Origin of the sequence: Streptomyces sp. NPDC046862, assembly GCF_040704615.1 — a bacterium.
In the GTDB taxonomy this organism is placed as follows: Bacteria; Actinomycetota; Actinomycetes; order Streptomycetales; family Streptomycetaceae; genus Streptomyces.
Genome location: NZ_JBEYXP010000009.1, coordinates 70,753 through 95,552, shown reverse-complemented (window position 1 = coordinate 95,552; position 24,800 = coordinate 70,753). Strand labels below are relative to the sequence as shown.

The following is a 24,800-nucleotide window of genomic DNA, read 5'->3' as shown; positions in this document are numbered from 1 at the left end:
CGGCGGTGAGGGTGATCTCCGGTCGAGAGGAACTCATGACCACGGACCACCCAGGAGGCTGGACCATGCAGACCACGCGTCACACGTATGCCCGTCGTGCCCTGCGCGGGGCGCTCGCCGCGCTCACCCTCGTCCTCCCGCTCGCCGCCTGCGGCCAGGACGGCGGCTCCGAGGCCTCGTCGGCCTCTTCGTCCTCCCGTCGCGCCGTGAAGACGACCCCGATCGCGGCGGCGACGACCCCGTTCACCGCCGAGTTGAAGGATCTGGAGCGCAAGTTCGACGCCCGGCTCGGCGTCTACGCGATCGACACCGGCACCGGGCGCGAAGTGGCCTACCGGGCCGGCGAGCGCTTCGGCTACCACTCCACGTTCAAGGCGCTCGAAGCCGCCGCCGTCCTGCGGAAGTACTCCCTGAACGGCATGAACGAGGTGATCAAGTACTCCGAGGACGACCTGATCGCCAACTCCCCGATCACCGAGAAGCACGTCGAGACCGGGATGACGCTGAGCGAGCTGTGCGACGCCGCCGTCCGGTACAGCGACAACACCGCGGCCAACCTGCTGTACGAAGAGCTCGGCGGGCCCAAGGTTCTCGAAGCGGAGCTCAGGAAGCTGGGCGACAAGGTCAGCCGCATGGACCGCATCGAGCCCGAGCTGAGCAAGTGGGTCCCCGGCGAGAAGCGGGACACCACCACCCCGCGGGCCCTGGCGAAGGACCTGCGCGCGTACGTCCTCGGAGACGTCCTGGGCAAGCGCGAGCGTGCCCAGCTCACGACGTGGCTGAAGACCAACAAGACCGGCGACGAGCTCATCCGGGCGGGGGTGCCCGAGGGCTGGGTGGTCGGCGACAAGACGGGGAGCGGTTTCTACTACGGCGCCCGCAACGACATCGCCGTCGTCTGGCCCCCCGACTCGGCCCCCATCGTCATGGCGATCCTGACGAACCGCGGCGAGGAGGACGCCACCTACGACAACAAGCTGATCGCGGAGGCGGCATCGGTGGTCACCGACACCCTGTCGTAGTGGACTTCTTTCAGCCGAGGCCAGGCACATCCAGCCCGTCCGGCGTTTGAGGACGAGGCCGCAAGGCCGATGCGGGGGTCCGGGGGCGCAGCCCCCAGGAACAGGATGGGACGGGTAGGGGTGGCGGGGGCGGCGGGGGCGAAGGAAACCCGCGCCGGCCCCGCCCCCACGGACTCACCCCCGCCCCAGCACCACCGTCCCCGACGAGCAGAACCACCCGCCCGTCCCCGAGGCGACGGCCAGCCGGGGCGGCCCGCCGTCCGCCGCGCGCACCTGACGCCCCTCGCCCGCCTCCCCGCGCAACTGCCGTACCGCCTCCACCAGCAGGAACAGCCCCCGCATCCCCGGGTGCTGGGCCGACAGGCCACCCCCGTCGGTGTTCACCGGAAGGTCGCCCGTCAGCGTCAGCCGCCCCTTCTCGACGAACGCCCCGCCCTCGCCCTTCCCGCAGAAGCCGAGGTCCTCCAGCGTCACCAGCGTCATGTACGTGAAGGCGTCGTAGATCTCGGCGAAGTCGATCTCCTCCGGGCGCACCCCCGCCCGCTCGAAGGCGAGCCGTCCGCTGACGGCCGCCGGGGAGACGGTGAAGTCGGCCCACTCGGACATCGTGGTGTGCGAGACGTGCTCGCCGGTGCCGAGGATCCACACCGGCGCGGTACGGCAGTCCCGCACGTACTCCTCGGCCACCAGCAGCACCGCCGCCCCGCCGTCGGAGCGTATGCAGCAGTGCAGCTTGGTGAAGGGGTCCGCGATCATCGGGCCGGACAGGACGTCGTCGACGGTGATCGGCGTGCGGAACATGGCCTCGGGGTTCCGCCCGGCGTTCGCCCGGGCCTGGACGGCGACGGAGGCGAGCTGCTCCAGGGTGGTGCCGTACTGGTGCATGTGGCGGCGGGCGGCCATGGCGTACTTGGCGATGAGCGTGTGGCCGTACGGCACCTCGAACTGCAGCGGTCCCCGTGCTCCGAAGGACAGGTTGCCCGTCCGCCGCCCCGCCCTGATGTCGGCGCGGGCCGTCGAGCCGTAGACGAGCAGGACGGCGTTCGCGTGGCCCGCCGCGATCGCGTCCGCCGCGTGGGCCGCCATGACCTCCCAGGTGGAGCCGCCCACGGAGGTGGAGTCCACCCACGTCGGCCGCAGCCCGAGGTACTCGGCGACCTCCGCCGGGGCCAGCGTGCCCAGCCCCGCCGACGCGAGGCCGTCCACCACCTCGCGGCCGAGCCCGGAGTCGGCCAGGGCCCGGCGGGCGGCCTGGGCGTGCAGGGCGTACGGCGTCGCGTTGTCCACGCGGCCGCAGTCGGAGAGGGAGACGCCGACGATCGCGACCCTTCGACCGGTCACAGCGGGAGCTACTCGGCGCGTCATGAATCTGACGGTACATCAGATCTGCCGTATCCGGCCCGGTTGGGCAAGCGGCGGGGCTGTGCAGCTCGGCACACCGGCCCTAATATGACGGACCGTCAGATGAGTGAGGTAGAGGGGGACCGCCCATGGACGCCCGCTTCACCGCCGAACAGGAAGAGATCCGGCGCACGGTACGCGAGGTGCTGCTCAAGCGCTGCGGCCCGGAGGAGGTGCGGGCGGCCGTACGGACCGAGGAGGGGTACGACGGCGGGCTGTGGACCACCTTCGCCGACCAGCTGGGACTGCCCGGACTGGCGCTCCCGGAGACATACGGCGGAATCGGCTGCTCGACGACCGAACTTGCATTGGCGACAGAGGAGTTGGGCCGATCCCTGGCCCCGGGCCCACTTCTCCCCACCTCCGTCCTGGCCGCCCCGCTGATCCTCGCCCTGGGCACGGAGGAGCAGCGTGCCGACCTGGTGCCTCGGCTGGCCGCCGGCGGCACGACCGCCGCCCTGGCCGTGCCCGGCCCGCACCTCGCCACGGTCCTCGGGCTGACCGGCGCCAATCCCGGGGACTGGGCCGGGGGCGGGCGTGCGGGCGGGATCCAGGCGAGGCGCGTCGGCGGCGGGTGGAGGCTGTACGGGCAGGTGGAGCAGGTGCTCGACGGGCACAGCGCGAAACTGCTGGTGGTGGCCGCGCATGCCGGGGGGTACGCCCGCTCGCGCACGCTGCTGTTCACCGTACGAGCACCGGCGGACGGCCTGACGCGCGTACGGCAGACGGCCCTCGACGAGACACGGCCGCGGGCCCGGCTCGAACTTCGGGACGTGGCCGCGCAGTTGCTCGGCCCCGATCGTGAGAAGGGCGACGAGAGGGCGGGCGGCGAGGAGACGGACGACGAAGGGACGGGCGACGAAGGGACGGGCGACGTCTTTCAGGCGCTGGCCGACACCGGGGACACCACCGCCGCCGTGCTGGCCGCCGAGGCCGTGGGCGCGGCCGACCGGGCGCTGGAGCGGACGGTCGCGTACGTGCGGCAGCGGGAGCAGTTCGGGCGGGCGATCGGGTCCTTCCAGGCGGTGAAGCACCGGCTGGCGGACGTGTACGTGCAGGTGCGGGCGGCGCGGTCGGCGGCGTACTACGCGGCGTGGGCGACGGCCCACGGGGAGCGGGTCGGAGGGCTCGCGCTGGCCCAGGCGCTCGAGGCGCTGCGGACGGCGGCGGCCCAGGGGATCCAGCTGCACGGTGGCATCGGGTTCACCTGGGAACACGAGGCGCACCTGTACTTCAAGCGGGCCGCGGGCGACGAGCTGCTCTTCGGCCCGGTGCACCGGCTGCGCTCGTACGCGGCCGACATGGCCGGTCTCTTCGAGGAAGGGGAGGTGGCGGTGTGAGGGCGGCCGTGAGCGACCTGGGTGTCCGGCTGGTCCAGCGCGTGTCCTCGACCCGGACGTTCGCACGCGTCGCCCCGCGCGTCATACCCGCGCTCGACCGCGCGGTCCACCGGATGAGCCGGGGAAAGGTACTGCTCAGCGCGCAGCTGCTGCCCGGTGTGATCCTGACGGCCACCGGGGCGAGGAGCGGACTGCCGCGCCGGACGCCACTGGCCTGCATGCCGGAGGCCGCGTCGGACGGGCGCCCCACGAGCTGGCTCCTGGTCGGCTCCAACTTCGGCCGCACCGACCACCCCGCCTGGACCGCCAACCTCCTCGCCCACCCCGACGCCGAGATCAGCTGGCGGGGCGAGGACGTCGCGGTCACGGCACGGCTGCTGGAGGGGGAGGAACGGACGGCCGCCTGGAAGGCGTTGCTGGCGTTCTGGCCGCCGTACGCGACGTACCAGGGGAGGGTGGAGCGGGAGATCCGGGTGTTCCGGATCGAACGGCGCTGAGTCGAACGGCGCTGAGTCGAACGGCGCTGAGGCTGCGCGGTACGCGGCGGGCGGCACCCAGGATCTGGTGTGCCGCCCGCGGGACAGGACTCGCGTGACTCGCGTAACCAGCGTCCGAACAGGAGCCGCGGGCGGGGCGGTTGCCGCCACCACCGCCGGTTCCGTCGCCGGGCCGACGGCCCGGGGCGGCTCTCGGCAGGCCGTCCGGTGGGCTCCTGCCGGCTGTTTCGCCGGCGGATCTTCGGTTGCTCGGTTACTTTTCGGTTGTTCCGCCGGCTACTTCGTCGGCTTCTTGCCCGTGATGCCGAGGTGCACCAACAGGGCCAGGTTCGGCTTCAGTTCGGCCTGTTTGACGCCCCAGCTCTGGAAGCCCTTCTGATGCGAGGCGACGGCGGCGAGCATGGCGACCATCGAACCGGCGATCGCCGCAGGGTTCACGTCCTTGTCGACCCTGCCCTTCTCCTGGAGTGCGGCGACCGCGTCCGCGAGGGAGTTGTTCACCGAGTTCAGGATCTTCATACGGATCTTGTAGAAGCGTTTGTCGCCTTCGGCCGCGCCGAGGTCGACGACGCGGAGGATCGCGTCGTTCTTGCGCCAGAAGTCCAGGAAGCCGTCGACGAGTTCCTGAGCGGTCTGCCAGCCGGCCTTGCCGACCCAGGAGCGGCCTTCGAGCAACTCGGTCAACGTGGCGCCCTCGGCGGCCATTTGCTCCGCGATTTCGAGGACGGCGCCTTCGACGTCCGGGAAGTACTGGTAGAAGGTCGCGGGCGAAGTCCCCGCCCTCCGGGCGACATCGATGACCTTGACGTCCCGGTAAGGAGAGGAGCTGAGCATCTCGCTGAGGCAGTCGAGCAGTTTCTGCCGGGTCGCCTGCCCACGTCGGCCGGCCACGCGGCCGTCGACGGTACGCACTTGTCCTGTCATGACGTCAGCTTACCGAGGGGTGATCGGATCGCGATTCGGCCGACTGCAAATGGGGCGTACGTCTTTCACCAAGGGGTTCTCCGGAAGGGCTCCTCGGTGAATGGCGGGTTTCTTTCGCCCGGGCCGCCCCTACCCGTCCCATCCCGACCCGGGGGCTCCGCCCCCAGACCCCCGGGGGGTGTCCGGGGTGGGTGGGTTGGCTGCGGGCCGGATGTGGCTGGTCGCGCAGTTCCCCGCGCCCCTGGAAACCGTGCGGTTACCCGCGCAGTTTCAGCACCTTGGGGGCACCTCCCAGCGGTAGCTGGGGGAGTTTGAGGAGCGGGGTCCGGGGCGGAGCCCCGTGCGGGGTCGGTCGAGGGGGCAGCGCCCCTGGGGATGGGACGGGTAGGGGCGGCGGGGGGCGAAAACCCCACCGGGCGCCCATCTCGCGCGCCTCGCATCAAACCCCGCTACGTTGGCCGTATGGCCGAGAAACCGGCACGGCCCGAGAAACCGGCGCAGAAAGGACCGTACCCGGAAGGTGTCCCCTGCTGGGTGGACGCGCAGTTGTCCGATGTCGAGGCGGGCAAGCGGTTCTACGGGCAACTCTTCGGGTGGACGTTCAGGGAGGCGTACGGCACCTCCCAGTGGGCGTACAAGGAGGGCGAGCCGGTCGCCGCCCTGGCGCCCAAGGCGGACGGCCGCATGCCGACCGTGTGGACCCTCCACTTCGCGACCCCCGACGTGGCCGCCCTCGCCGGGCGGATCGAGGCCGACGGCGGCCGGATCATCACGGCCCCCACCCGGCTCGGCCCCCACGGCACCACCGTCCTCGCCACCGACCCGGAAGGCGCCGTCTTCGGCCTCTGGCAGCCGGGTACCCACCAGGGCTTCGGCCGCCGCCACGAACCCGGCTCCTTCGCCTGGGCCGAGTTGTACGCCCGGGACACCAAGGTCGCCAACGACTTCTACGGCACCCTCTTCCGTGACGCCCTCTTCGGCCCCGGCGCCTCCCCCGACTTCGGCCGCGCCGACCTCGCCGAGGTCTTCCCGCCCCAGATGCCGCCCCACTTCCTGATCCACTTCCGGGTGGCGGACGTCGCGGACGCGCTCGGAGCGGTCCAGCGACTGGGCGGGCGCGTGCAGGTCCCGCCGTTCGACGCCTCGTACGGGCGTGTGGCGGTGGTCACGGACGACCAGGGGGCGTCGTTCGCGGTGCTCCAGCGCTGAGAGAGACGGGAGAAGCGGAAGGAGGCGGGGAGAGGCGCGTACCGCCCAGGCGTACCACCGGTGCGTACCGCGATGCCTACCGCCGATACCAGCCCTTCCTACCGCCAATATCAGCCACTCGGGGCCGTCGCCCGGTAGTTTCTGAACTCTCAAGAACCCCCAGAAGCCGTCAGAACCCGTCCCACGATCCGGGCGGCGGCTTCCCCAAGGGGTGTATCCCGTGGTTTTGTCCTGAGACACCCCGATCCGCTCCCGGGTTCGCAACAGGGGGCCGGGGCAGGAAGAATCGGGGTGCGTGCGCCATGGCGGTGCCGTGGTGAGACGCTGCACGGGGTCGTGTTCATACGAGGGCGACGCGGCCCGTACGGGGAGGTGGCAGGGCAAGTGGTGGATCAGCTGACGCAGCACGATCCGCGGCGTATCGGGCCGTTCGAGGTGCTGGGACGGCTGGGTGCCGGCGGCATGGGGCTGGTCTATCTCGCGCGGTCGGCTTCCGGCCGCCGCGTGGCGATCAAGACGGTCAGGACGGAGCTCGCCGAGGACCAGCTGTTCCGTGTCCGCTTCACACGCGAGGTCGAGGCGGCGCGGGCCGTCTCCGGCTTCTACACGGCGGCCGTGGTCGACGCCGACCCGCGCGCGGCCGTGCCGTGGCTCGCGACCGCGTACGTGCCCGCGCCCTCGCTCGAGGAGATAGTGACCGACTGCGGGCCGCTCCCGGCCCAGGCGGTGCGCTGGTTCGCGGCGGGTGTCGCGGAGGCCCTCCAGTCCATTCACGGTGCCGGGCTCGTCCACCGGGACCTGAAGCCCTCCAACGTGCTCGTCGTCGAGGACGGGCCGCGGGTGATCGACTTCGGTATCGCCTCCGGTGTGTCCAACACACGGCTGACCATGACCAACGTCGCCGTCGGCACGCCCGCCTACATGTCGCCCGAGCAGGCCAAGGACTCACGGAGCGTGACCGGCGCGAGCGATGTGTTCTCGCTGGGCTCCATGCTCGTCTTCGCGGCGACCGGCCACGCGCCCTTCCACGGGGCCAACCCGGTCGAGACCGTGTTCATGCTGCTCAGGGAGGGCCCGGACCTGGCCGGTCTGCCCGAGGAGCTGCGGCCGCTGATCGAGTCCTGCATGCAGATGGACCCGACCGCGCGCCCCAACCCGGCCGACCTCCAGGCCCAGCTGGCGCCCCACCTCTTCGGCTCCGGCTCCGACGACAGCGGTACGGCCTCCGCGTGGCTGCCCGAGAAGGCGGTCACCCTCATCGAGTCCCGCCGCGGCGGTCGCTCGGTGACGCACGCGCCGACCACCCCGGGTGCCGGGGGCGGGAGTGGCGGCGGGGGTGCCAGGCCCGCCGTTCCCGTCCCTCCGCCCCCGCCGTCGTACGATCCCGCCCCCGTCGGCGCCCCCGACGCCGGTCCCGTACGGCTCGCGGGCGCCCCGGTACCCATCGGGCCGGGACCCCGCGTGGCCGACGCCCGGGCCGCCGCCGTGAAGGCACCCCCTCCCGAGGCGGGGCTCGTGGCCTCCTGGTCGCGTCCGCGCGCCGGAGTGAACGGCGCCGACCCCGCGGCCGGCGCGACCACCGCGCCGCCCGCGCCCCCGGAGGCGGGGGCCGGCTGGCGCCCTTGGCGTTTCCGCATGTCGAACGATGTGTGGGGCACCCCGGCGGTCGCCGACGACCTCGTCTACGTCACCTCCTTCGAGGTGCACGCGCTGGACGTGATGACCGGCCGGCGCCGCTTCAAGACGCGGGACGTGGCCTGGTCGATGGCGGTCGCGGACGGCCGTATCCACGCCTCGGACGGTCCGACCCTCTTCGCCCTGGACGCCCGCGAGGGCAATGACCAGTGGCGCCTGTCGGTGGACGCCTGGGTGTACTCGCTGAAGGCCGACCGCGGCACCGTCGTCACCGGCACGCGCGGCGGCGGCGTCCAGGCGTGGGAGGCCTCGAACGGCCAGAAGCTGTGGGAGATCACCGGCGCCCAGACCGAGTTCGAGTCGCCCGAGGCGGGCCCCCACGTCCAGGACGGCACCGTGTTCGTCTGGAAGGACGCCCGGCTGCGCGCCCTGGAGGCCCGAACGGGTGAGGAGCGCTGGTCGTACCCCATCGGCGACTCGGCCTCCTGCGGCGGCGTCCCGGTGCGTCTGACGCCCGCCGCGGACGGCTACGTGTACGTGTGCGCCGGCTCGCGCGTGCTGGCCATCGACATCGCGGGCGGCCATGTGCGCTGGCACTTCGACGCCCCGGCGGTGTTCCTGTGCGCACCGACCTTCGTCCCCGGCCCGGCGGTCACGGGCGGCGGCATCTACCTCGCCGACTACCTGGGCACGGTCTACGCCCTCGACGCCGCCGACGGCCGCGACCGCTGGCGCATCGCGACGGAGTCCAGGGCGTCGGTCGACTCGGTCCTGGTCGCCGCGGGCCACGTCCACGTGGGCAGCGGCAAGGGCCTCTACACGCTGGACGCGGTCACCGGCACCCCGAAGTGGCGCTTCCAGGCAGGCGGCGACATCGTGGGCGCCCCCGCCGTCGCCGAGGGCCGTATCCACTTCGGCTCCACCGACCACCTCCTCTACACCCTCAAGTCCGACGACGGCCGTCTGCGCTGGAAGCTGGCCACGGGCGGCGAGATCACGGGCTCTCCCGTGGTGAAGGACGGGGTCGTGTACGCGTGCAGCAAGGACCGCTGCGTGTACGCGCTCGACGCGGAGAAGGGCACGGGGACGGCGCGGACGACGTAGGCCATGACGCGACGTAGGCCATGACGCGACGTAGGCCATGACGACGTAGACCATGTAGAGGTCGCGTGGACGGCCGTCCGGTGTGGCCGGAACGCCCCCTGAGCGCTGCTAATGTGACGTGCGCCTGCCAACGGGTCGTTGCCCGTGTGCAGCTGCAATGTCAACACACCAGTTCTCAACGGGGGTTGAAGAACGTGAAACTCCGTCATGCCCGCGCCGTCGCCGTCTTCGGCATAGCCGTCATCGCCCTCACCGGAGCCCGCGGCTCCCACGGCGGTGGCTGCGGCTCCAGTTCCTCGTCGTCGAGCTCGAGCCACGGCGACGGCGCCGGCGGGAGCACCACCGGTGACGTCGGTGACGTCGGCAAGGACCACGACTACGACGACTCCACGACGTCGGGCGGCACGAGCACGTCCGGCTCCGGCGTCTCGTCCGGCTCCACGGGCGGCAGCAGGTCGAACAGTGCCGCCAAGGACGTGAAGATCGAGACCTGCGAGTTCGACGCGGCCCGCGGCATCGTCGCCCGCGTCCGTGCCACCAACAGCAGCGCGAGCACGACGTACACCTACGAGTTCAGCGTCACGTTCAAGGACCCGAGTGGTTCCGTCGTGCGCACCAGCAACTCCACCATCCCGTACGTCACCGCCGGTTCCTCCGACACCCTGGACGTCGCCGCCGCCTACGCCCCCACGGACGGACAGGACGTGAACGGCAGCACGTGCCGCCTGAGCGGCGTGACGCGCACCTCGGAGTAGTCCCGAGCGCCCCCGAGCGCCCCTAGCGCCCCTAGCGGGTCCTGAAGTCCGGGCGGCGGGCGGAGAACAGTTCCGCCTGCCGCCGCGGGGGGAGGTTGCCCAGCGACACGAGGTGCCCCGCGTGTGCGAGCGCCTGGGCGCGGGTCGCCTCCTGGGCCGCCCAGCAGGCCCGTACCGTGCCCTGGACGGCCTCGGCCGGGTACGAGGCGATGACACGGGCGCACCGCACGGCCGCCGCGAGCGCCTCGCCGGGCGCGGTCACCTCGGACACCAGCCCCACCTCGTAGGCCCGCCGCGCGGACATCCGCTCGGCCGTCCCCATGAGCGCCATCCGCGCCACCTCCCCGGACGGCATGCGCTGCGCCAGGTGGATCGACTCGTAGGCGCTGACCATCCCGTACGTGGTGTGCGGGTCGAAGAAGGTCGCCGTCTCGTCCGCGACGACGAACTCGGCCTCGCCGATGAGGTAGAACGCCCCGCCGCAGGCCATCCCGCCCACGGCCGCGATCACCGGCTTCCACAGGTCGTTCGCCTTCGGCCCGATCGCGATGAGCGGGTCGTCGACCATGTACGGCGAACTCGGCTGCGGCACCTCGGCGTTCCGGTCGAGCCCCGTGCAGAAGGCGCGCTCGCCCGCCCCGGTGACGACGACGGCCCGTACGGTGTCGTCGTACCGGAACTCCCGCCAGGCGGCCGCGAGTTCGCTCGCCGTCGTGAGGTCGATGGCGTTGTGGCGCTCGGGCCGGTCGAGGGTGAGGACGGCGACCCCGGTGTCCTTGTCGACGGCCGTCCGCAGACCGCCGCGCGGATCGCTCGTGCTCATGGCCGCTCCAGCACCCACTGGGGCACGCCCTCCCCGTCGAACACCACCTGCACCCGCGCCCCGATCCGCACGCGCTCCATCGCCACGGAGTCGAGCCGCGCGCCCGCCTCGGTGACCAGGTTCCCGACGAGCCGGATGCGGGGCGCGTCGGCCAGTTCGACGAGGACCACCGGGTACGGCGCCTGCTCCGCGTAGTCCGACAGAAGGGGCGGGTGGGGGACGACGTACGACCAGAGGCGCCCGTGCCCGCTCATCGCCCGCCACTCGCTCGCGAAGGACTGGCAGTGCGGGCAGCAGGGGCGGGGCGGGAAGCGGAGTTCACCGCAGTCGGCGCACTCCTGGATCCGCAGCTCGCCCTGGCGGGTGTACCCCCAGAAGGGTGCGCCGTCGTCGTCCACGACAGGTGTCAGCATCTCTCAGCTCCTCAGGTACGCAGCAACAGGGCGGACGTCGGGACTCCCTCGCCGGCCGTGACCAGACAGGTGGCGGCATCCGGGACCTGGGCGGTGCTCGTGCCCCGCAACTGCTTCACGCCCTCGTTGATGAGGTTGAAGCCGTGCACGTACGCCTCACTCAGCCCCCCGCCACTGGTGTTGACCGGCAGCCGCCCGCCGATCTCCAGCGCGCCCCCCTCGGTGTAGGCGCCGCCTTCGCCCCGCCCGCAGAACCCGTAGCCCTCCAGCGACAGCGGGATCAGCGCGGTGAACGCGTCGTAGATCTGGGCGACGTCCACGTCCTCGGGACCGAAGTCGGCGTGTTTCCACAGGTGGCGGGCGGCGGTCCAGGCGGGGCCGGTCAGGGGGTCGTCGTTCCAGTAGTTGACCATGCCGTGGTGCTGGGCGGGCAGGCCCTGGGCGGCGGAGTGGACGTACACGGGCCGGTGCCGGCAGTCCCGCGCCCGCTCGGCGGAGACGATGACGCAGGCCAGCGCGCCGTCCGTCTCCAGGCAGTTGTCGAAGAGACAGAGGGGCTCGCTGATCCACCGCGAGGTCATATACATGTCACGCGTGAGCGGGCGCTCGTACATGATGGCCGCGGGGTTCTGGTTGGCGCGGTTGCGGCAGGCGAGCGCGACGTTGAACAGGTGGTCCCGTGTGGTGCCGTACTCGTGCATGTGGCGGCGGGCGAGCATGGCGATCTCGTCGACCGGCCTGAGCAGGCCGAAGGGGCGCGTCCACTGGGCGGGCGTGGGGAGTTGGACGGCTGTGTTCTTCCACGGACGCGGGCCCGAGCCCCTCTTCCGTGACCGCCAGGCGACCCCGACGCTCGCCTGTCCCGTGGCGACGGCGGCGGCCAGGTGCGCGACGGTGGCGCAGGAACCGCCGCCGCCGTACCCGACCTTGCTGAAGAAGGTGAGGTCCCCGAGGCCGAGCGCCTTCCCGACCTCCACCTCATCTGTCTCCTCCATGGTGTAGGAGGCGAGCGCGTCGACCTCGCCCGGGTCGATCCCGGCGTCGTGGAGGGCGGAGAGGATCGCCCGGCACGCCAACGCCTTCTCGCTCTCGGGAAGTTGCCTGGCGAAGGCGGTCTGTCCGATCCCGACGACGGCGGTCGCGTCCTTGAGGGTGGCCATGCGCACGCACCTCCACGGGTGTGCCCCCTGAGTGCCCCTGTGTGTGATGGGCGGCTGACAGACCGTCAGGCTACAGCTAATCTGACGGGTAGTCAGCTACGGGTTGTGCTCGCTTGGGAGGCCGGTCGTGCGCGGTGACATGGAGTGGGGGAGCATTCCCGGACTGGTCCGGTCGGCGGCCGAGCGGTACGGCACGACCGAGGCCGTGGTGGAGGGCCCCATGGTGGAGGGCCGTACGCGCGTGACGTACGCGGAACTCGGCGCCCGGGTCGAACGCGCCGCCGCGGCCTGCGTCGCCAACGGCGTCCGGACCGGCGACAGGGTGGCGATCTGGGCGCCGAACACCCTCGACTGGATCGTCTCGGCCCTGGGCGCGGTCTCGGCGGGCGCGGTCCTCGTCCCGCTGAACACCCGCTTCAAGGGCGCGGAGGCGGCGTACGTCCTCGAACGCAGCCGCGCGAAGCTGCTGTTCATCACGGGCACCTTCCTCGGCACCTCGTACGTCGCGTCGCTGCGCCGGGCGACCAGACTGGGACACGGGCCCGGCCCGCTTCCCGCTCTCCCTCACCTGGAACAGGTCGTGGTCCTCGCCGAGGACGCGCCGGCCGACTTCCGCACCTGGAAGGACTTCCTGGCGAGCGGCGACGGGGTGTCGGCGGCGCGGGTGCGCGAGCGCGAGAGGGCCCTGTCCGGTGACTCCCCCTCGGACATCGTCTACACCTCGGGCACGACCGGCCGCCCCAAGGGCGCGGTGATCACCCACGCGCAGACACTCCGCGCGTACGAGGCGTGGAGCGACCTGGCCGGCCTCAGGCAGGGCGACCGCTATCTGATCGTGAACCCCTTCTTCCACACCTTCGGCTACAAGGCGGGCGTGCTGGCCTGTCTGATGCGGGGAGCGACGATGATCCCGCAGCCGGTGTTCAACGTGAACACGGCGCTCGCGAACATCGCCTCGGAACGCGTCTCCGTCCTCCCCGGCCCGCCGACCCTCCACCAGTCGCTCCTGGACCACCCCTCCCGCGACGACCACGACCTCTCGGCGCTGCGGCTGGTGGTGACCGGGGCCGCGGTCGTCCCGCTCCAACTCGTCGAGCGGCTGCGCACGGAGCTGAGAGTGGAAACGGTCCTCACCGCGTACGGCCTGTCCGAGGCCAGCGGGATCGTGACGATGTGCCGGCGCGGGGACGAGGCGGGGGTGATCGCGTCGACGTCCGGCCGGGCGATTCCGGGAACGGAGATACGGGTGGTGCGCCCCTCGGGCACGCCGGCACCCGCGGGTGTGCCCGGCGAGATCCTGGTCCGCGGCTTCAACGTCATGCGGGGCTACTTCGAGGACCCGGCCGAGACCGCGAGGGCGCTCACGCCGGACGGCTGGCTGAGGACCGGCGACGTGGGGGTCCTGGACGAGGAGGGCAACCTCCGCATCACCGACCGGATCAAGGACATGTTCATCGTCGGCGGCTTCAACGCGTACCCGGCCGAGATAGAGCAACTCCTCATGCTCCACCCCGACGTGGCGGACGCGGCCGTGATCGGCGTCCCGGACCCGCGTCTCGGCGAGGTCGGCAAGGCGTTCGTGGTCCGGCGGCCGGGCGCCGTGACGACCGCGGACGACCTGATCGCCTGGTCCCGCCGCGAGATGGCGAACTACAAGGTGCCACGGTCGGTCCACTTCGTGGCCGAGCTGCCGCGGAACGCGAGCGGGAAGGTGGTGAAGGGGGAGCTGCGGGGGCGGGCCGGCTGACAGGACGTCGCGTCCGGCGGATTCGACCTTCTGTGGCAGGCGGGTCGCCTGCGGCGGACGGGGACAGGAGCAATCAACGGACGGGGACAGAAGCAATCAATCGATGGAGGCCTGCTCCTCCTGCTCCACCACGATGTGCTTCATGAGCTCCTCACCGTAGGTCTCCCTCAGGATCGGCTCGGCCTTCGCGACGTCGGACACGCCCACGTGCACGCGGTGGCTGTCCATGCCGACCGACCAGATCATGAACGTGCCCTTCCAGCGCTCCATGTCGCCGCTGATCCGGTCGACGAGCCGCTTGAGCCCCCGCTCGGTCACGTCGGTGTCGTACAGGCGAAGGGTCACACCCTTCTCCGCGGTGCCGCAGATGTCGGCGTCGAACTTCTCCTGCGCGTGGCCGGGGACGCGGTAGACGTCGAGGGCCAGGTTCTCGTCGTCGATCGCGAGGCCGGTGAAGATGCCGGGCCGGTCCTTGGCCCGCTTGTCGACGTACGCCAGCGTCCGGTACAGCGGAGTGTCGTCCGGGTAGCTGCCCTTGGGTCCCCAGCTGGGCAGTCGCCCTTCGGGCTGCGTCCCGACGCACACCTTGGACGTCGTGGTCGCGGAGGACGAGGAGCCGACCCCCTCGGTCTCCCTGTCCGCCCCGACGGCACTGGCGCCCTGCAGCGCGCCGAGCGCCAGCACCGCGGCCGTGGCGCCCACCGCGCCCCTGGTGATCCTGCGCCTGGTCATGTCTCCCCCTGCTGCTCTGCGTCCACATCGGGCGCTACTGGGACGCGGGAGACGGTGGAGGGGTTCGCTCCGGTCGACGGTCCGGTCGACGGTCCGGTCGGCCGTGCCCGAACACGACTCGGCCGCGGCGGCTCCCCCTCCGCGCCGCCGCGGCCGATCCCCGTCGGGATGAAGGTCTTTACTTGCCGCCGTCGAGGCCCAGGGAGGCGGGCGGGGTGGGCATGCCGTTGTCCATCGTCCGGATGTCCGCGGGCTCGCTGGGCATCCCGTTGTCCATCGTCGTGATGTCCTGGTCCGAGGCGGGCGGAGTGGGCATGCCGTTGTCGAGCGTGGTGACGTCCGCGTCCTTGGCGGGCGGGGTGGGCATGCCGTTGTCCTGCGTCGTGACGTCGGTGTCCTGCTTCTCGTCGCTCATGGGCTTGAGTCCTCTGTGTTGCGGGGACGAGTGAGAAACGCCCGTCCAGAAACTCCCCCGAGGGTTGCTGGACGGGCGTCCGGAGCCGCACCTTAACCGGTAGGGCCCCTGGTCAGACCGTCTGCCCCCCGACGCGACGGTGTGACAGGTACAACTGTGCCGGGTGGAGATAAACGAATGCTGAACGTCCGGAACCGCCCGGCGGGAGAACGCGATGCTCATGCCGCCGAGGCGGGCGTGAGCAGCGCGCGCACCTCCTTGGCCTGGGCGCCGCCGCCGTTCTGCTCGTAGAGGTTGAGTGCCTCGCGCCAGCAGGCCGTGGCCCGGTCGACCTGCCCCAGCATGGTGAGCGCCCGGCCCAGGAGGGTCAGCACGCTGCCCTGCATCCGGTCGCCGCCGATGCAGCCGAGCGCGAGTGCCTGCTCGGCGTGCTGGGCAGACTGTGCGGGGCGACGGGCGGCCAGGTGCACCTGGGCGATCCGATAGTTGGTCGTGCCCTCCCACAGCCGCTGTCTGTGGCTGCCGAAGACGGACAGGGCGTCGGAGAACTGGTTGAGGGCCTCGGCATGACGACCTGCCATGTTCAGCGCGATGCCCAGGGTGAAGTGGCCGTTGGCCAGGCGCAGGGTCTGGCCGATCTCCAGGTAGGCCGTGAGGGCGCGCTGTGCGATCTCCACCGCCTTGGTGATGTTCCCCATGCCCAGGTGGGCACGCGAGAGGTTGCAGAGGCTGAGTGCTTCGAGAGGCCGGTTGCCGATCGCACCGTACCCCTCGATCGACCGCTCGAAGAACGGCTTGCCGTCCGCGTACTGCTCCTGGTGCAGGAAGGTGAGCCCCCGGTCGTTGGCCGCCCAGCTCATGGCCATGGCGTCCTGCGCGGACGCGGCGAGTTCCAGGGCGAGTTGAGCCTGCTCGGCGGCCTGCTGGATGCGGCCGGAGACCAGCAGGACATTGGTGAGTGTCGTCCGCGCCCTGCCCTCCGCACGCGCGTCGCCCGATGCCCGAGTGGCCTCGCACATCGCCCTGGCCGTGTTCTCGTACTGGTGGGAGTTGGCCCCCGACTCGGTCAGGTCCTTGGACGCCCACAGCAGATCCACCGCCCGCCGCAACCGGTCCGTACCGGCCGCCTGCCGTACGCACGCCAACAGAGGCGCGGCCTCGGTGTACAACCAGTCGAGCGCGGCGCCCCCCTCGGCGAAGCGCAGCCCGGGGTACTCCGCCGTCGCCAGGTGATCGACCAGCCGGTCCCCCGGCCGCTCGATGGCGTACACCTCCGCCGCCGTAGCCAGATAGAAGTCCAGCAACCGCGACATCGCCGAGTCCCTCTCACTCGGCGGCTGTTCGTCCCGTTCGGCGCATGCACGCGCGTAGAGCCGTACGAGATCGTGGAAGCGGTAGCGGCCCGGGGCCGCCGACTCCAGCAGGGAGGTGTCCACGAGGGCCTCCAGCAGGTCCTCCGTGTCCTCGGCCGGGAGGTCCAGTACGGCAGCGGCGGCCGCCAGCGAGATGTCCGGGCCGTCGGCCAGCCCGAGCAGCCGGAAGGCGCGGGCCTGCGCCGGCTCCAGCGCCCCGTACCCCAGCTCGAAGGTGGCCTTCACCGCCAGGTCGCCGGCCTGGAGTTCGTCCAGCCGGCGCCGCTCGTCCGCCAGCTTGGCCGCGAGGACCGAGACCGTCCACGTGCGGCGGGCCGCCAGCCGGGACGCGGCGATGCGGATCGCCAGCGGCAGGAAACCGCACGCCGCCACCACGTCCAGCGCGGCCTTCCGCTCCGAGGCCATCCGCTCCTCGCCCACGATCTTCGTGAAGAGCTGCAGTGCCTCCTCGGGGGACATCACGTCCAGGTCCACCAGGTGCGCCCCGGCCAGGTCGACCATCCGCACACGTGATGTCACCAGCGCCGCACAGCCCTCGGTGCCGGGCAGCAGGGGCCGTACCTGGGCCGCGTCCCGGGCGTTGTCCAGCAGGACCAGGATCCGTCGGCCGTCCAGGATCGAGCGGTACAGGGCCGCCCGCTCCTCCAGCGAGTCCGGGATCGAGGCGTCGGCGACTCCGAGGGCCCGCAGGAACGCGCCCAGCACCGTCTCCGGTTCCGCCGCCCGCGAGCCCGCGCCCTGGAGGTCCACGTACAGCTGCCCGTCCGGGAAGGCCGTACGGGCCCGGTGCGCGACATGGACGGCCAGCGTCGTCTTGCCCACCCCGCCTATGCCCGCCAGCGCGGACACCGCCATCACCCGGCCCTCGGGCGCCGAGGCCGCCGACAGCACCTCGCCCAGTTCGGACACGAAGGAGGTCCGGCCCGTGAAGTCCGGGACGCTCGCGGGCAGTTGCGCCGGGCGGACCGGTGCGGCCGCGGGCTCCGGGGACAGCGGGGCCGAGGGCTCCGCCAGGGCCGGGTCGGCCTGGAGGATGCGTTGCTGGAGTTCTCTCAGCCCCGGGCGCGGGTCCACGCCCAGCTCGTCCGCGAGCAGCCGCCGCGTGTCCGCGTACACGGCGAGGGCCTCGGCCTGGCGCCCGCTGCGGTACAGGGCCAGCATGAGCAGCTCGCGCAGCCGTTCCCGCAGGGGGTGCGCCGCCGTCAGGGCCGTCAGCTCCGAGACCGCCTCCGCGTGGCAGCCCTGTTCGAGGTCCATGTCCATACGGCTCTCGACGAGCTGCAGACGCCACTCGTCCAGCCGCGCCCGCTGGGTCTCCGCGTACGGGCCGGGGAGGCTCGCGAGGACCTCGCCGTCCCACAGGCTCAGCGCCTTGTTCAGCAGGGCGCGGGCGTGGCACAGGTCGCCGGCCGCCTTCGCCTTCTCCGCGTCGGCCGCCAGCTGCTGGGCCAAAGCCAGGTCGAGGGAGCCGTCCACGTCCGACTCGGTGTGCTGGTCGGCGAGACGGATGGCGTAACCGCCCGACTCGCTGACCAGCACGCCGGGGGAGAGGACCTTGCGCAGCCGCGAGGCGTAGGTGCGGACGGCGGCCAGGGCCTGGGAGGGCGGCTCGTCGCCCCACAGCGCGTCGATCAGCTCGCCCGCCGTGGCCGTACGGCCCTCGCGGAGCAGCAGCGCGGCCAACAGGGCGCGCTGCTGGGGCGAACCGGTGGGCAGGGGCTCCGTACCGCGCCAGGCGCGCACCGGGCCGAGCACGCTGAAACGCAACCCCGCCGGTGCCTCGGCAGCCGGTTGCCGAGCGTCCTCGGGACCTCGCTGCTCAGGCACTCGCGGTACAAGGTCGTCCATCGCCGCCCCCTGGTCTCCCTGACAACTACGCCAGTCTGCCTTGTGCGCGGCGGATGCGTCAGCCGTGGGGGGCACCGATCACAGGCCGCCGCACGGGACGGCACAAGGTTTACACAACGTCTCCTCACGCGGCCGCACGCGATCTGGCCACGCGTACGGCGAGGTCCAGCCATGTACACGACCAAACGGTTGCTGTGCGCGACCCGCCGCCGCAATGACCGACGACGCGTCAGCTACCGCTCGCACGCTAGCTGACGCATCGTCAGATCAGCGCTACCGTGCCCGTATGGACACGACCGAGACCACTTCCCCCTTCCCGAAGATCATCTCCGTCGACGACCACACGGTGGAGCCCCCGAACGTCTGGCAGGACCGCCTGCCGAAGAAGTACCGCGACATCGGCCCCCGCATAGTCCGCGCGCCCCTGAAGGAAATGACCTTCCTCGGCGGCCGGTTCAAGCCCGTCATGGGCTCCCCCGGCGACGACGGCCCCATCGGCGACTGGTGGGTCTACGAGGACCTGCACCGCCCCCTCACCCGCCTCGACACCGCCGTCGGGTACGACAGGGACGAGATCAAGCTCGAGGTCATCACGTACGAGCAGATGCGCCCCGGCTCGTACGACGTCAAGCAGCGCCTCGCCGACATGGACGTGAACCACGTGCAGTCGGCCGTGTGCTTCCCCACCTTCCCGCGCTTCTGCGGCCAGACCTTCACCGAGGCGCAGGACCACGAACTGGGACTGCTCGGCGTCCGGGCCTACAACGACTGGATGGTGGAGGAGTGGTGCGGCCCCGACGCGCGGGGCCGGTTGATCCCCCTCACCCTCATCCCCCTCTGGGACGCCGAACTCGCCGCCGCCGAGGTCCGCCGCAACGCCGCACGAGGCGTACGGGCCGTCGCCTTCTCCGAGATCCCGCCCTTCCTCGGCCTGCCCTCCGTGCACGGCGACGACTGGGACCCGTTGCTCGCCGCCTGCGACGAGACCGGCACCGTCATCGCCATGCACATCGGCTCATCGAGCAAGATGCCGTCCACGTCGGCCGACGCCCCGCCCGCCGTCGGCTCCACCATCACCTTCGCCAACTGCTGCTTCTCGATGGTGGACTGGCTGATGAGCGGCAAGTTCGAACGCTTCCCGAACCTCAAGGTCATGTACGCGGAGGGCCAGATCGGCTGGATCCCGTACATCCTGGAGCGCGCGGACGTCGTCTGGGAGGAGAACCGCGGCTGGGGCGGCGTCGCCGACAAGGTCCACCGCCCGCCGTCCGAACTGTTCACCGAGCACGTCTACGGCTGCTTCTTCGACGACGCCTTCGGGCTCCGCAACCTGGACTCCATCGGCGTCGGCAACGTCCTGTACGAGACCGACTACCCCCACTCCGACTCCACCTGGCCCGAGTCCCGCCAGGTCGGCGAGTCCCAGATGGGCCACCTGGACCCGGAGGTGGTCGACCGGATCGTCCGGCGCAACGCCATCGACCTGCTGGGGCTGACGGACGACGGCCTGTGGCCCGGCCCCGGTGGTGCGCGGTGAGCACCCCCTCAACGGCCCCCTCAACGGCCCCCTCAATGCCCCCCTCAGGCGCCGGGCTGCAGTACGGAATGCAGCTCCCCGTCCAGTCCCAGTCCACGCTCTACGCCGAGCCCTGGGAGGCCGACGCCGGTCCGGACGACCTCGCCGACATCGCCCGCACCGCAGACCGCTCCGGCTTCGCGTACATCGCGAGCTGCGACCACGTCGCCATCCCGCGCCGCCTCGCGTCCGCGATGAGCACCGTCTGGTACGACCCGGTCGCCACGCTCGCCTTCCTGGCCGCCGTCACCGAACGCGTCCACCTGCTCAGCCACGTGGCGATCGTCGGCCTCCGCCACCCCCTCCTCACGGCCAAGCAGTACGCGACCCTCGACCACCTCTCCGGCGGACGGCTGATCCTCGGGGTCGGCGCCGGGCACGTACCGGAGGAGTTCGAGGCGCTGGGTGTGGACTTCGCCGACCGGGGCGCGCTCCTGGACGAGACCGTCGACGCGCTCCGGGCGGCCCTCGGTCCCGAGGAGTTCCCGGCCCACCACGGCAAGGCGTACGACTTCGAGGGACTGGGCCAGCGCCCACGCCCCGCGCAGGAGCGCGTCCCCGTGTGGGTCGGCGGCTCCTCCCCGCCCGCCGTCCGCCGAGCCGCGCTCAAGGGTGAGGGCTGGCTGCCACAGGGCGACCCGCGCGACCGGCTGCCGGGTCAGATCGCCAGGCTCCGGGAACTACGCGAACGGGCCGGCGTGGAGGGCCCGTTCGTCGTGGGCGCCATCACGGAGCCGCTGTACGTGGGCAAGCCCGGCTGGGACGTCGGCCGGCGCACGCTCACGGGCACCCCCGAAGCGCTCGCCGAGTCGCTGCGGGCGTACCGGGCGATGGGCGTGGACCAGATCCAGGTGCGGTTCCGGAGCCGGAGCCGTTCGGAACTCACCGACCAGATGGCCGCGTTCGGGGGTGAGGTGGGGCCGTTGCTGTAGGGGAGGAGCGTGCGCCGGTCGTGGTGTTGGCAGCCGGGCGTTCTGGGCCGTCTCCGGTCTGGGAACGGGGGCAGCGGCTGACCGTGCGAGAGGTGTCAGAAGAGATCCAGCAGTTCCGTCAGGGAGGTGAGGTAAGGCAGGTCGGAAACGGTCGAGTCCCGGCACATCGCGCGACCGGCATAGCCGAGTCCGATGGCCGCGGCCACCAGGTCAGGGTCGTCGTCGACGAACAGGCATTGCTCAGGAGCGAGGCCCAGCACGGTGCTGGCGTGGTGGTACATGCGCGGGTCCGGCTTGGTGCAGTTGAGGACGGCGGAGATCGCGTACGCCTCGAAGAAGCGGCCGATCCCGAGTCCTGCGTGGAGGTCTGGCAGGTTGGGCCAGGCATCCGACACCACGGCCAGCCGCACTCCCCGTCGCCTCAGCTCTTCGAGGGTCTCTTCGACGTCCGGGTACGTCTCCAGGAACTTGGACGGTGGAACCTCGCGTCGCAAGTCGGTCAGCAGCTCCGAGGTCGCGTCCACGCCGAGATGACGGAGCACGACCCGGTGGTAGTCGTCGTAGTCGGGTGTCGATGACGAGGTGGCGAAGAAGTGGTCGCCCGCGGCGATGGCCGTGGCGAACTGCTGCGGTGTGATGGACGGGGCATGGACGAGGACGGTCTCCTCGAAGTCGGCTCGCGGGTTCCAACGGCCGCCGATCGGCCGCATCAGAACACCGCCCGAGTCGAAGAGGACAGCACGCGGAGTCGCGGAAGAAGCTGGTCGAGTCGTCACCCGCCCAGTCTGGCTCCACTAGAAGAGGCGGGCCCGCATGTGTTGCGTGAGGTTCTCGAGGATCTCGCGCAGCCATGGGCTGCGGACAGCGGGCAGCCGGGCCAGGGTGTGCTGGAACGCTCCGGGGTCGGCCCGGAACAGGCGATGAGGGCGCGGCGCGGGCGGGTCGTCGCGGAGGACGCCGTCGGGCATGCCGCCCGACGCGGGGTCGGGCAGGTGCGGTTCGGGGAAGGCCAGCCACAGCCACACCCCGAACGGCAGCGGCACTGGGTACCCCGGGGCGGTCGGTCCGGCCGGCCCGGCGAGCCCGGCGAGCCCGGCCAGCCCGGTCGGTCCGGTCGGAGTCCAGGTCTGCCCCGTCTGCGGATGGGTCGGCACGAGGAGCATGTCGGCGTCCGCGTCGGAGGCGGGCAGTCCCGGTCCGGCCAGGACGGCTCGTCGCGCCGGCGGACCCGCGGGCAGCAGGGCGTCGAGGGCGCGTTGGAACACCTCCTTGAGCAGGCCGTCCGGGACGGTCACCGGCCGGCCTTCCGAGGCCGCCAGCAGGTGGGCGAGCGCCCGCCCGGCAGCCGCCTCCCACCGTGGGCTCCATGACCACCAGTGGTCCAACCCGAGGCGCGATCCCCAGGTGGCGATCGGCTCGAACGGGGGCGTGCGCTTTCCCTCCGCCGTGAGCTCCTCCCAGGAGAGCGGTGCGGCTTCGGAGCCGTCGGCGGGGAGGCGGCGCACGGCGTCCGGGGCGAGCCACACGGCCTGCCAGAGCGAGCAGTCGTCGATCCGGCTGGCCACGGCCAGGCCGCACGTCTCGCAGGCCATGTTGGGACCGTCGGCCCCGTCGAGGCCGCAGCAGTAGCCGCCGGCGTTCTCCGGGATGAGCAGGGTGCCGCGGGCATCTCCGGGCGATATGACGATCGCGCCGGGCGTGCCGCCGGACAGGGCGGGGACCGGCGCGTGGATGCCGCGGGCCGCCGCCTCGTCCGGGTCGATCTCCTCCCACGTCCGCCACGGCGGCCCCCAGGGCTCCGGGTCCACGGCGAACGTGCCCGACTCCATGAGCACCGGCAACTGAATCCCGTTCCCGTACTTCTGATGAGCGTGGACCGGCAGGGCGACCTGGGACAGGGGAGTGGTCAGCCTGGCGCCGCACCCCGCACACACGAAGACGAACAAATACCCTCCGCTGGGAAATAGAGGCATTTTCGCAGCTGGGCGGCGGACGGCCAACGGTTTTTCCGTGCGCCGCAGCGGCCGCACACCGGCCCCACACCCGCACTCCTCCCCTCGCTTGAGACGAGACGGCTCGTCTTGTTAAGGTGAGGGTATGGCTTTCCTCTACTTCCTCTGAGTCCGGGCACGGCCGATGCCGCCGTTTCCGCCGCCCGTGGACCCTTCGCATCACCAGGGGAAGTCGCATGCCCGAACGCGCCCATACCGCCGTACTCGCTGCCGTGGCGCAGCTGTCCGTCAAGGACGTCACCAAGTCCTACGGCACCCGGACCATCCTCGACCAGGTCTCCTTCACCGTCCGGCCGGGCGAGAAGGCCGCCGTCATCGGCGAGAACGGCTCCGGCAAGTCCACCCTGCTGCGGCTGCTGGCCGCGGCCGAGGTGCCGGACGCCGGGGAGATCACCGTCGGCTTTCCCGGTGGCACCGGCCACCTCGCCCAGACCCTCGAACTCGACCCGGACCGCACCGTGCAGGACGCCGTCGATCTCGCCCTCGTCGAACTGCGCGAGATGGAGCGCCGGCTGCGCACGGCCGAGGAGCGCCTCGGTGAGGCCTCGGACGATGAACTCGCCGCGTACGGCGAGCTGTTGACCGCGTACGAGGAACGCGGCGGATACGAGGCGGACGCCCGCGTGGACGCCGCCCTGCACGGGCTCGGGCTCGCCGCTGTCACCCGGGACCGCGTGCTCGGCTCGCTCTCCGGCGGTGAGCAGGGGCGGCTCGCGCTCGCCTGTGTGCTGGCCGCGGCTCCCGAGCTGCTGCTCCTCGACGAGCCGACGAACCACCTCGACGCGGCGGCCGTGCGCTGGCTCGGTGACCACCTGCGCGCGCACCGCGGCACCGTCGTCGCGGTCACTCACGACCGCGGCTTCCTGGAGCGCGTCGCCACCACGATCCTCGAAGTGGACCGGGACGCGCGCACGGTGCTCCGGTACGGCGACGGCTGGGCCGGCTACCGCACCGCGAAGGCCGCCGCCCGACGCCGGGCGGAGCAGGAGCACGCGGACTGGGTCGAGGAGGTGGCCCGTACCGAGGAGCTGGTCGAGGCCGCCGGGAAGCGGCTGGCCACCACCGGCAAGGACCCCCGGCAGGGCTTCGGCAAGCACCGCCGCTCCCACGAGGCGAAGCTCGGCGGGCAGGTGCGGGCGGCCCGGGATCGGCTGGCCCAGCTGCGGCGCAACCCCGTGGCGGCGCCGCCGGAGCCGCTGCGGTTCACGGCGGCGCTGTCGGCGGTGGGCGGCGCGCATCCTGCCGAGGGCCCGCTCGCCGAGCTCGACGGCGTGGCGGTCGGCGAACGGCTGCGTCTGGACGGGGCATTGGCCGTCCTCCCCGGGCAGCGGCTGCTGGTCACGGGTGAGAACGGGGCGGGCAAGACGACGCTGCTGCGCGTCCTGGCCGGCGACCTGGAGCCGGATGCGGGGACGGTGCGCCGCCCTGCCCGGATCGGGTACCTGGCGCAGGAACTGCCCGCGCGCTCCACCCGCCTCCCGCTGCTCGCCGCCTTCGCGGCCGGCAGGCCCGGGCTGCCGGAGGAGCACACCGAACAGTTGCTGATGCTAGGGCTGTTCCGTGAGGAGGACCTGCACGTCCCGGTCGCGGCGCTGTCGGCGGGACAGCGGCGACGGCTTCAGATCGCCCGCCTGGTGACCCGGCCCGCCGACCTTCTCGTCCTCGACGAGCCGACGAACCACATCGCGCTCGACCTGGTCGAGGACCTGGAGGCCGCGCTCGCCGCGTACCCGGGAGCGGTGGTCGTGGTCTCCCACGACCGCGGCTTCCGCGAACGGTTCCCGGGGGAGCGGCTGGAGCTGCGCGGCGGACGCAGGTGCTGACCGGTTCCCCCCGAGCGTCGAGAGTCCCACTCGACGACACCCACTCCACGAGATGGAAG

20 protein-coding genes are annotated in these 24,800 nt (G+C 72.0%); 10 read left to right on the top strand and 10 right to left on the bottom strand.

Annotation, left to right across the window (positions count from 1 at the left end):
* Positions 1–65: 65 nt before the first annotated feature.
* Entirely contained in the window at positions 66–1,022 is a 957-nt protein-coding gene (gene bla / locus AB0959_RS12325; protein WP_366826301.1) for a class A beta-lactamase, read from the top strand.
* Between the two features lie 174 nt (positions 1,023–1,196).
* Here bla and AB0959_RS12320 read toward each other — a convergent pair whose 3' ends face one another.
* Complete coding sequence (locus AB0959_RS12320; RefSeq protein ID WP_366826300.1) at positions 1,197–2,387, bottom strand: acetyl-CoA acetyltransferase; 1,191 nt, start codon at positions 2,385–2,387, stop codon at positions 1,197–1,199.
* 125 nt (positions 2,388–2,512) lie between these two features.
* On the opposite strand from AB0959_RS12320, the gene AB0959_RS12315 reads away from it, so the two are divergent.
* Entirely contained in the window at positions 2,513–3,763 is a 1,251-nt protein-coding gene (locus AB0959_RS12315) for an acyl-CoA dehydrogenase family protein (RefSeq protein WP_366826299.1), read from the top strand.
* Positions 3,760–4,260, top strand: coding sequence for a nitroreductase family deazaflavin-dependent oxidoreductase (locus tag AB0959_RS12310; protein ID WP_366826298.1), 501 nt, complete (start codon positions 3,760–3,762; stop codon positions 4,258–4,260). The genes AB0959_RS12315 and AB0959_RS12310 overlap by 4 nt, the downstream gene beginning before the upstream one ends.
* A gap of 276 nt (positions 4,261–4,536) precedes the next feature.
* Here the strand turns inward: AB0959_RS12310 and AB0959_RS12305 are convergent, their stop codons facing one another.
* Positions 4,537–5,184 (bottom strand): TetR family transcriptional regulator, encoded by a 648-nt coding sequence (locus AB0959_RS12305; RefSeq protein WP_366826297.1) that lies wholly within the window; start codon positions 5,182–5,184, stop codon positions 4,537–4,539.
* Between the two features lie 462 nt (positions 5,185–5,646).
* Here AB0959_RS12305 and AB0959_RS12300 point away from each other — a divergent pair, with 462 nt between their 5' ends.
* The 3 genes from AB0959_RS12300 (at position 5,647) to AB0959_RS12290 (ending at position 9,887) form a co-directional block, all read left to right on the top strand.
* A complete protein-coding gene (locus AB0959_RS12300; protein WP_366826296.1) occupies positions 5,647–6,393 on the top strand; it encodes a VOC family protein in 747 nt (248 codons plus the stop codon).
* A gap of 384 nt (positions 6,394–6,777) precedes the next feature.
* Positions 6,778–9,132 carry a serine/threonine-protein kinase gene (locus AB0959_RS12295; protein ID WP_366826295.1) on the top strand — a complete coding sequence of 785 codons (2,355 nt, stop codon included), beginning with the start codon at positions 6,778–6,780 and terminating at the stop codon, positions 9,130–9,132.
* A gap of 194 nt (positions 9,133–9,326) precedes the next feature.
* Positions 9,327–9,887, top strand: coding sequence for a hypothetical protein (locus AB0959_RS12290; protein WP_366826294.1), 561 nt, complete (start codon positions 9,327–9,329; stop codon positions 9,885–9,887).
* Between the two features lie 31 nt (positions 9,888–9,918).
* On the opposite strand, the gene AB0959_RS12285 is transcribed toward AB0959_RS12290, so the two are convergent.
* Genes AB0959_RS12285 through AB0959_RS12275 form a run of 3 tightly spaced genes read right to left on the bottom strand, consistent with a single transcriptional unit; the run spans position 9,919 to position 12,283 of the window.
* On the bottom strand, positions 9,919–10,710 hold the full coding sequence (locus AB0959_RS12285) for an enoyl-CoA hydratase/isomerase family protein (protein WP_366826293.1): 792 nt from the start codon (positions 10,708–10,710) through the stop codon (positions 9,919–9,921).
* Positions 10,707–11,123: an OB-fold domain-containing protein gene (locus tag AB0959_RS12280; RefSeq protein WP_366826291.1), complete on the bottom strand. Its 417-nt coding sequence runs from the start codon at positions 11,121–11,123 to the stop codon at positions 10,707–10,709. The genes AB0959_RS12285 and AB0959_RS12280 overlap by 4 nt, the downstream gene beginning before the upstream one ends.
* 11 nt (positions 11,124–11,134) lie before the next feature.
* Positions 11,135–12,283, bottom strand: a complete 1,149-nt coding sequence (locus AB0959_RS12275) for a lipid-transfer protein (protein WP_366826290.1) — start codon at positions 12,281–12,283, stop codon at positions 11,135–11,137.
* 127 nt (positions 12,284–12,410) lie between these two features.
* Here AB0959_RS12275 and AB0959_RS12270 point away from each other — a divergent pair, with 127 nt between their 5' ends.
* The gene (locus AB0959_RS12270; protein WP_366826289.1) at positions 12,411–14,030 is read left to right on the top strand and encodes a FadD3 family acyl-CoA ligase; all 1,620 of its coding nucleotides are present in this window, start codon (positions 12,411–12,413) and stop codon (positions 14,028–14,030) included.
* 96 nt (positions 14,031–14,126) lie between these two features.
* Here the strand turns inward: AB0959_RS12270 and AB0959_RS12265 are convergent, their stop codons facing one another.
* The 3 genes from AB0959_RS12265 to AB0959_RS12255 all read right to left on the bottom strand — a co-directional run bounded on the left by AB0959_RS12265 (position 14,127) and on the right by AB0959_RS12255 (position 18,398).
* Positions 14,127–14,762: a hypothetical protein gene (locus AB0959_RS12265; protein ID WP_366826288.1), complete on the bottom strand. Its 636-nt coding sequence runs from the start codon at positions 14,760–14,762 to the stop codon at positions 14,127–14,129.
* Between the two features lie 178 nt (positions 14,763–14,940).
* Entirely contained in the window at positions 14,941–15,177 is a 237-nt protein-coding gene (locus AB0959_RS12260) for a hypothetical protein (RefSeq protein WP_366826287.1), read from the bottom strand.
* A 218-nt stretch (positions 15,178–15,395) separates the two neighbouring features.
* Positions 15,396–18,398 (bottom strand): BTAD domain-containing putative transcriptional regulator, encoded by a 3,003-nt coding sequence (locus tag AB0959_RS12255; protein WP_366826286.1) that lies wholly within the window; start codon positions 18,396–18,398, stop codon positions 15,396–15,398.
* 286 nt (positions 18,399–18,684) lie between these two features.
* Here AB0959_RS12255 and AB0959_RS12250 point away from each other — a divergent pair, with 286 nt between their 5' ends.
* Positions 18,685–19,935: an amidohydrolase family protein gene (locus AB0959_RS12250; protein ID WP_366826284.1), complete on the top strand. Its 1,251-nt coding sequence runs from the start codon at positions 18,685–18,687 to the stop codon at positions 19,933–19,935.
* Between the two features lie 35 nt (positions 19,936–19,970).
* Positions 19,971–20,906 (top strand): LLM class F420-dependent oxidoreductase, encoded by a 936-nt coding sequence (locus AB0959_RS12245; RefSeq protein WP_366826283.1) that lies wholly within the window; start codon positions 19,971–19,973, stop codon positions 20,904–20,906.
* Between the two features lie 95 nt (positions 20,907–21,001).
* Here AB0959_RS12245 and AB0959_RS12240 read toward each other — a convergent pair whose 3' ends face one another.
* Both AB0959_RS12240 and AB0959_RS12235 read right to left on the bottom strand, forming a co-directional pair.
* Positions 21,002–21,682: an HAD-IA family hydrolase gene (locus AB0959_RS12240; protein ID WP_366826282.1), complete on the bottom strand. Its 681-nt coding sequence runs from the start codon at positions 21,680–21,682 to the stop codon at positions 21,002–21,004.
* Positions 21,683–21,700: 18 nt separating this feature from the next.
* Entirely contained in the window at positions 21,701–22,852 is a 1,152-nt protein-coding gene (locus AB0959_RS12235) for a hypothetical protein (RefSeq protein ID WP_366826281.1), read from the bottom strand.
* A gap of 242 nt (positions 22,853–23,094) precedes the next feature.
* On the opposite strand from AB0959_RS12235, the gene abc-f reads away from it, so the two are divergent.
* The gene (gene abc-f, locus AB0959_RS12230) at positions 23,095–24,741 is read left to right on the top strand and encodes a ribosomal protection-like ABC-F family protein (protein ID WP_366826280.1); all 1,647 of its coding nucleotides are present in this window, start codon (positions 23,095–23,097) and stop codon (positions 24,739–24,741) included.
* Positions 24,742–24,800 lie beyond the last annotated feature (59 nt).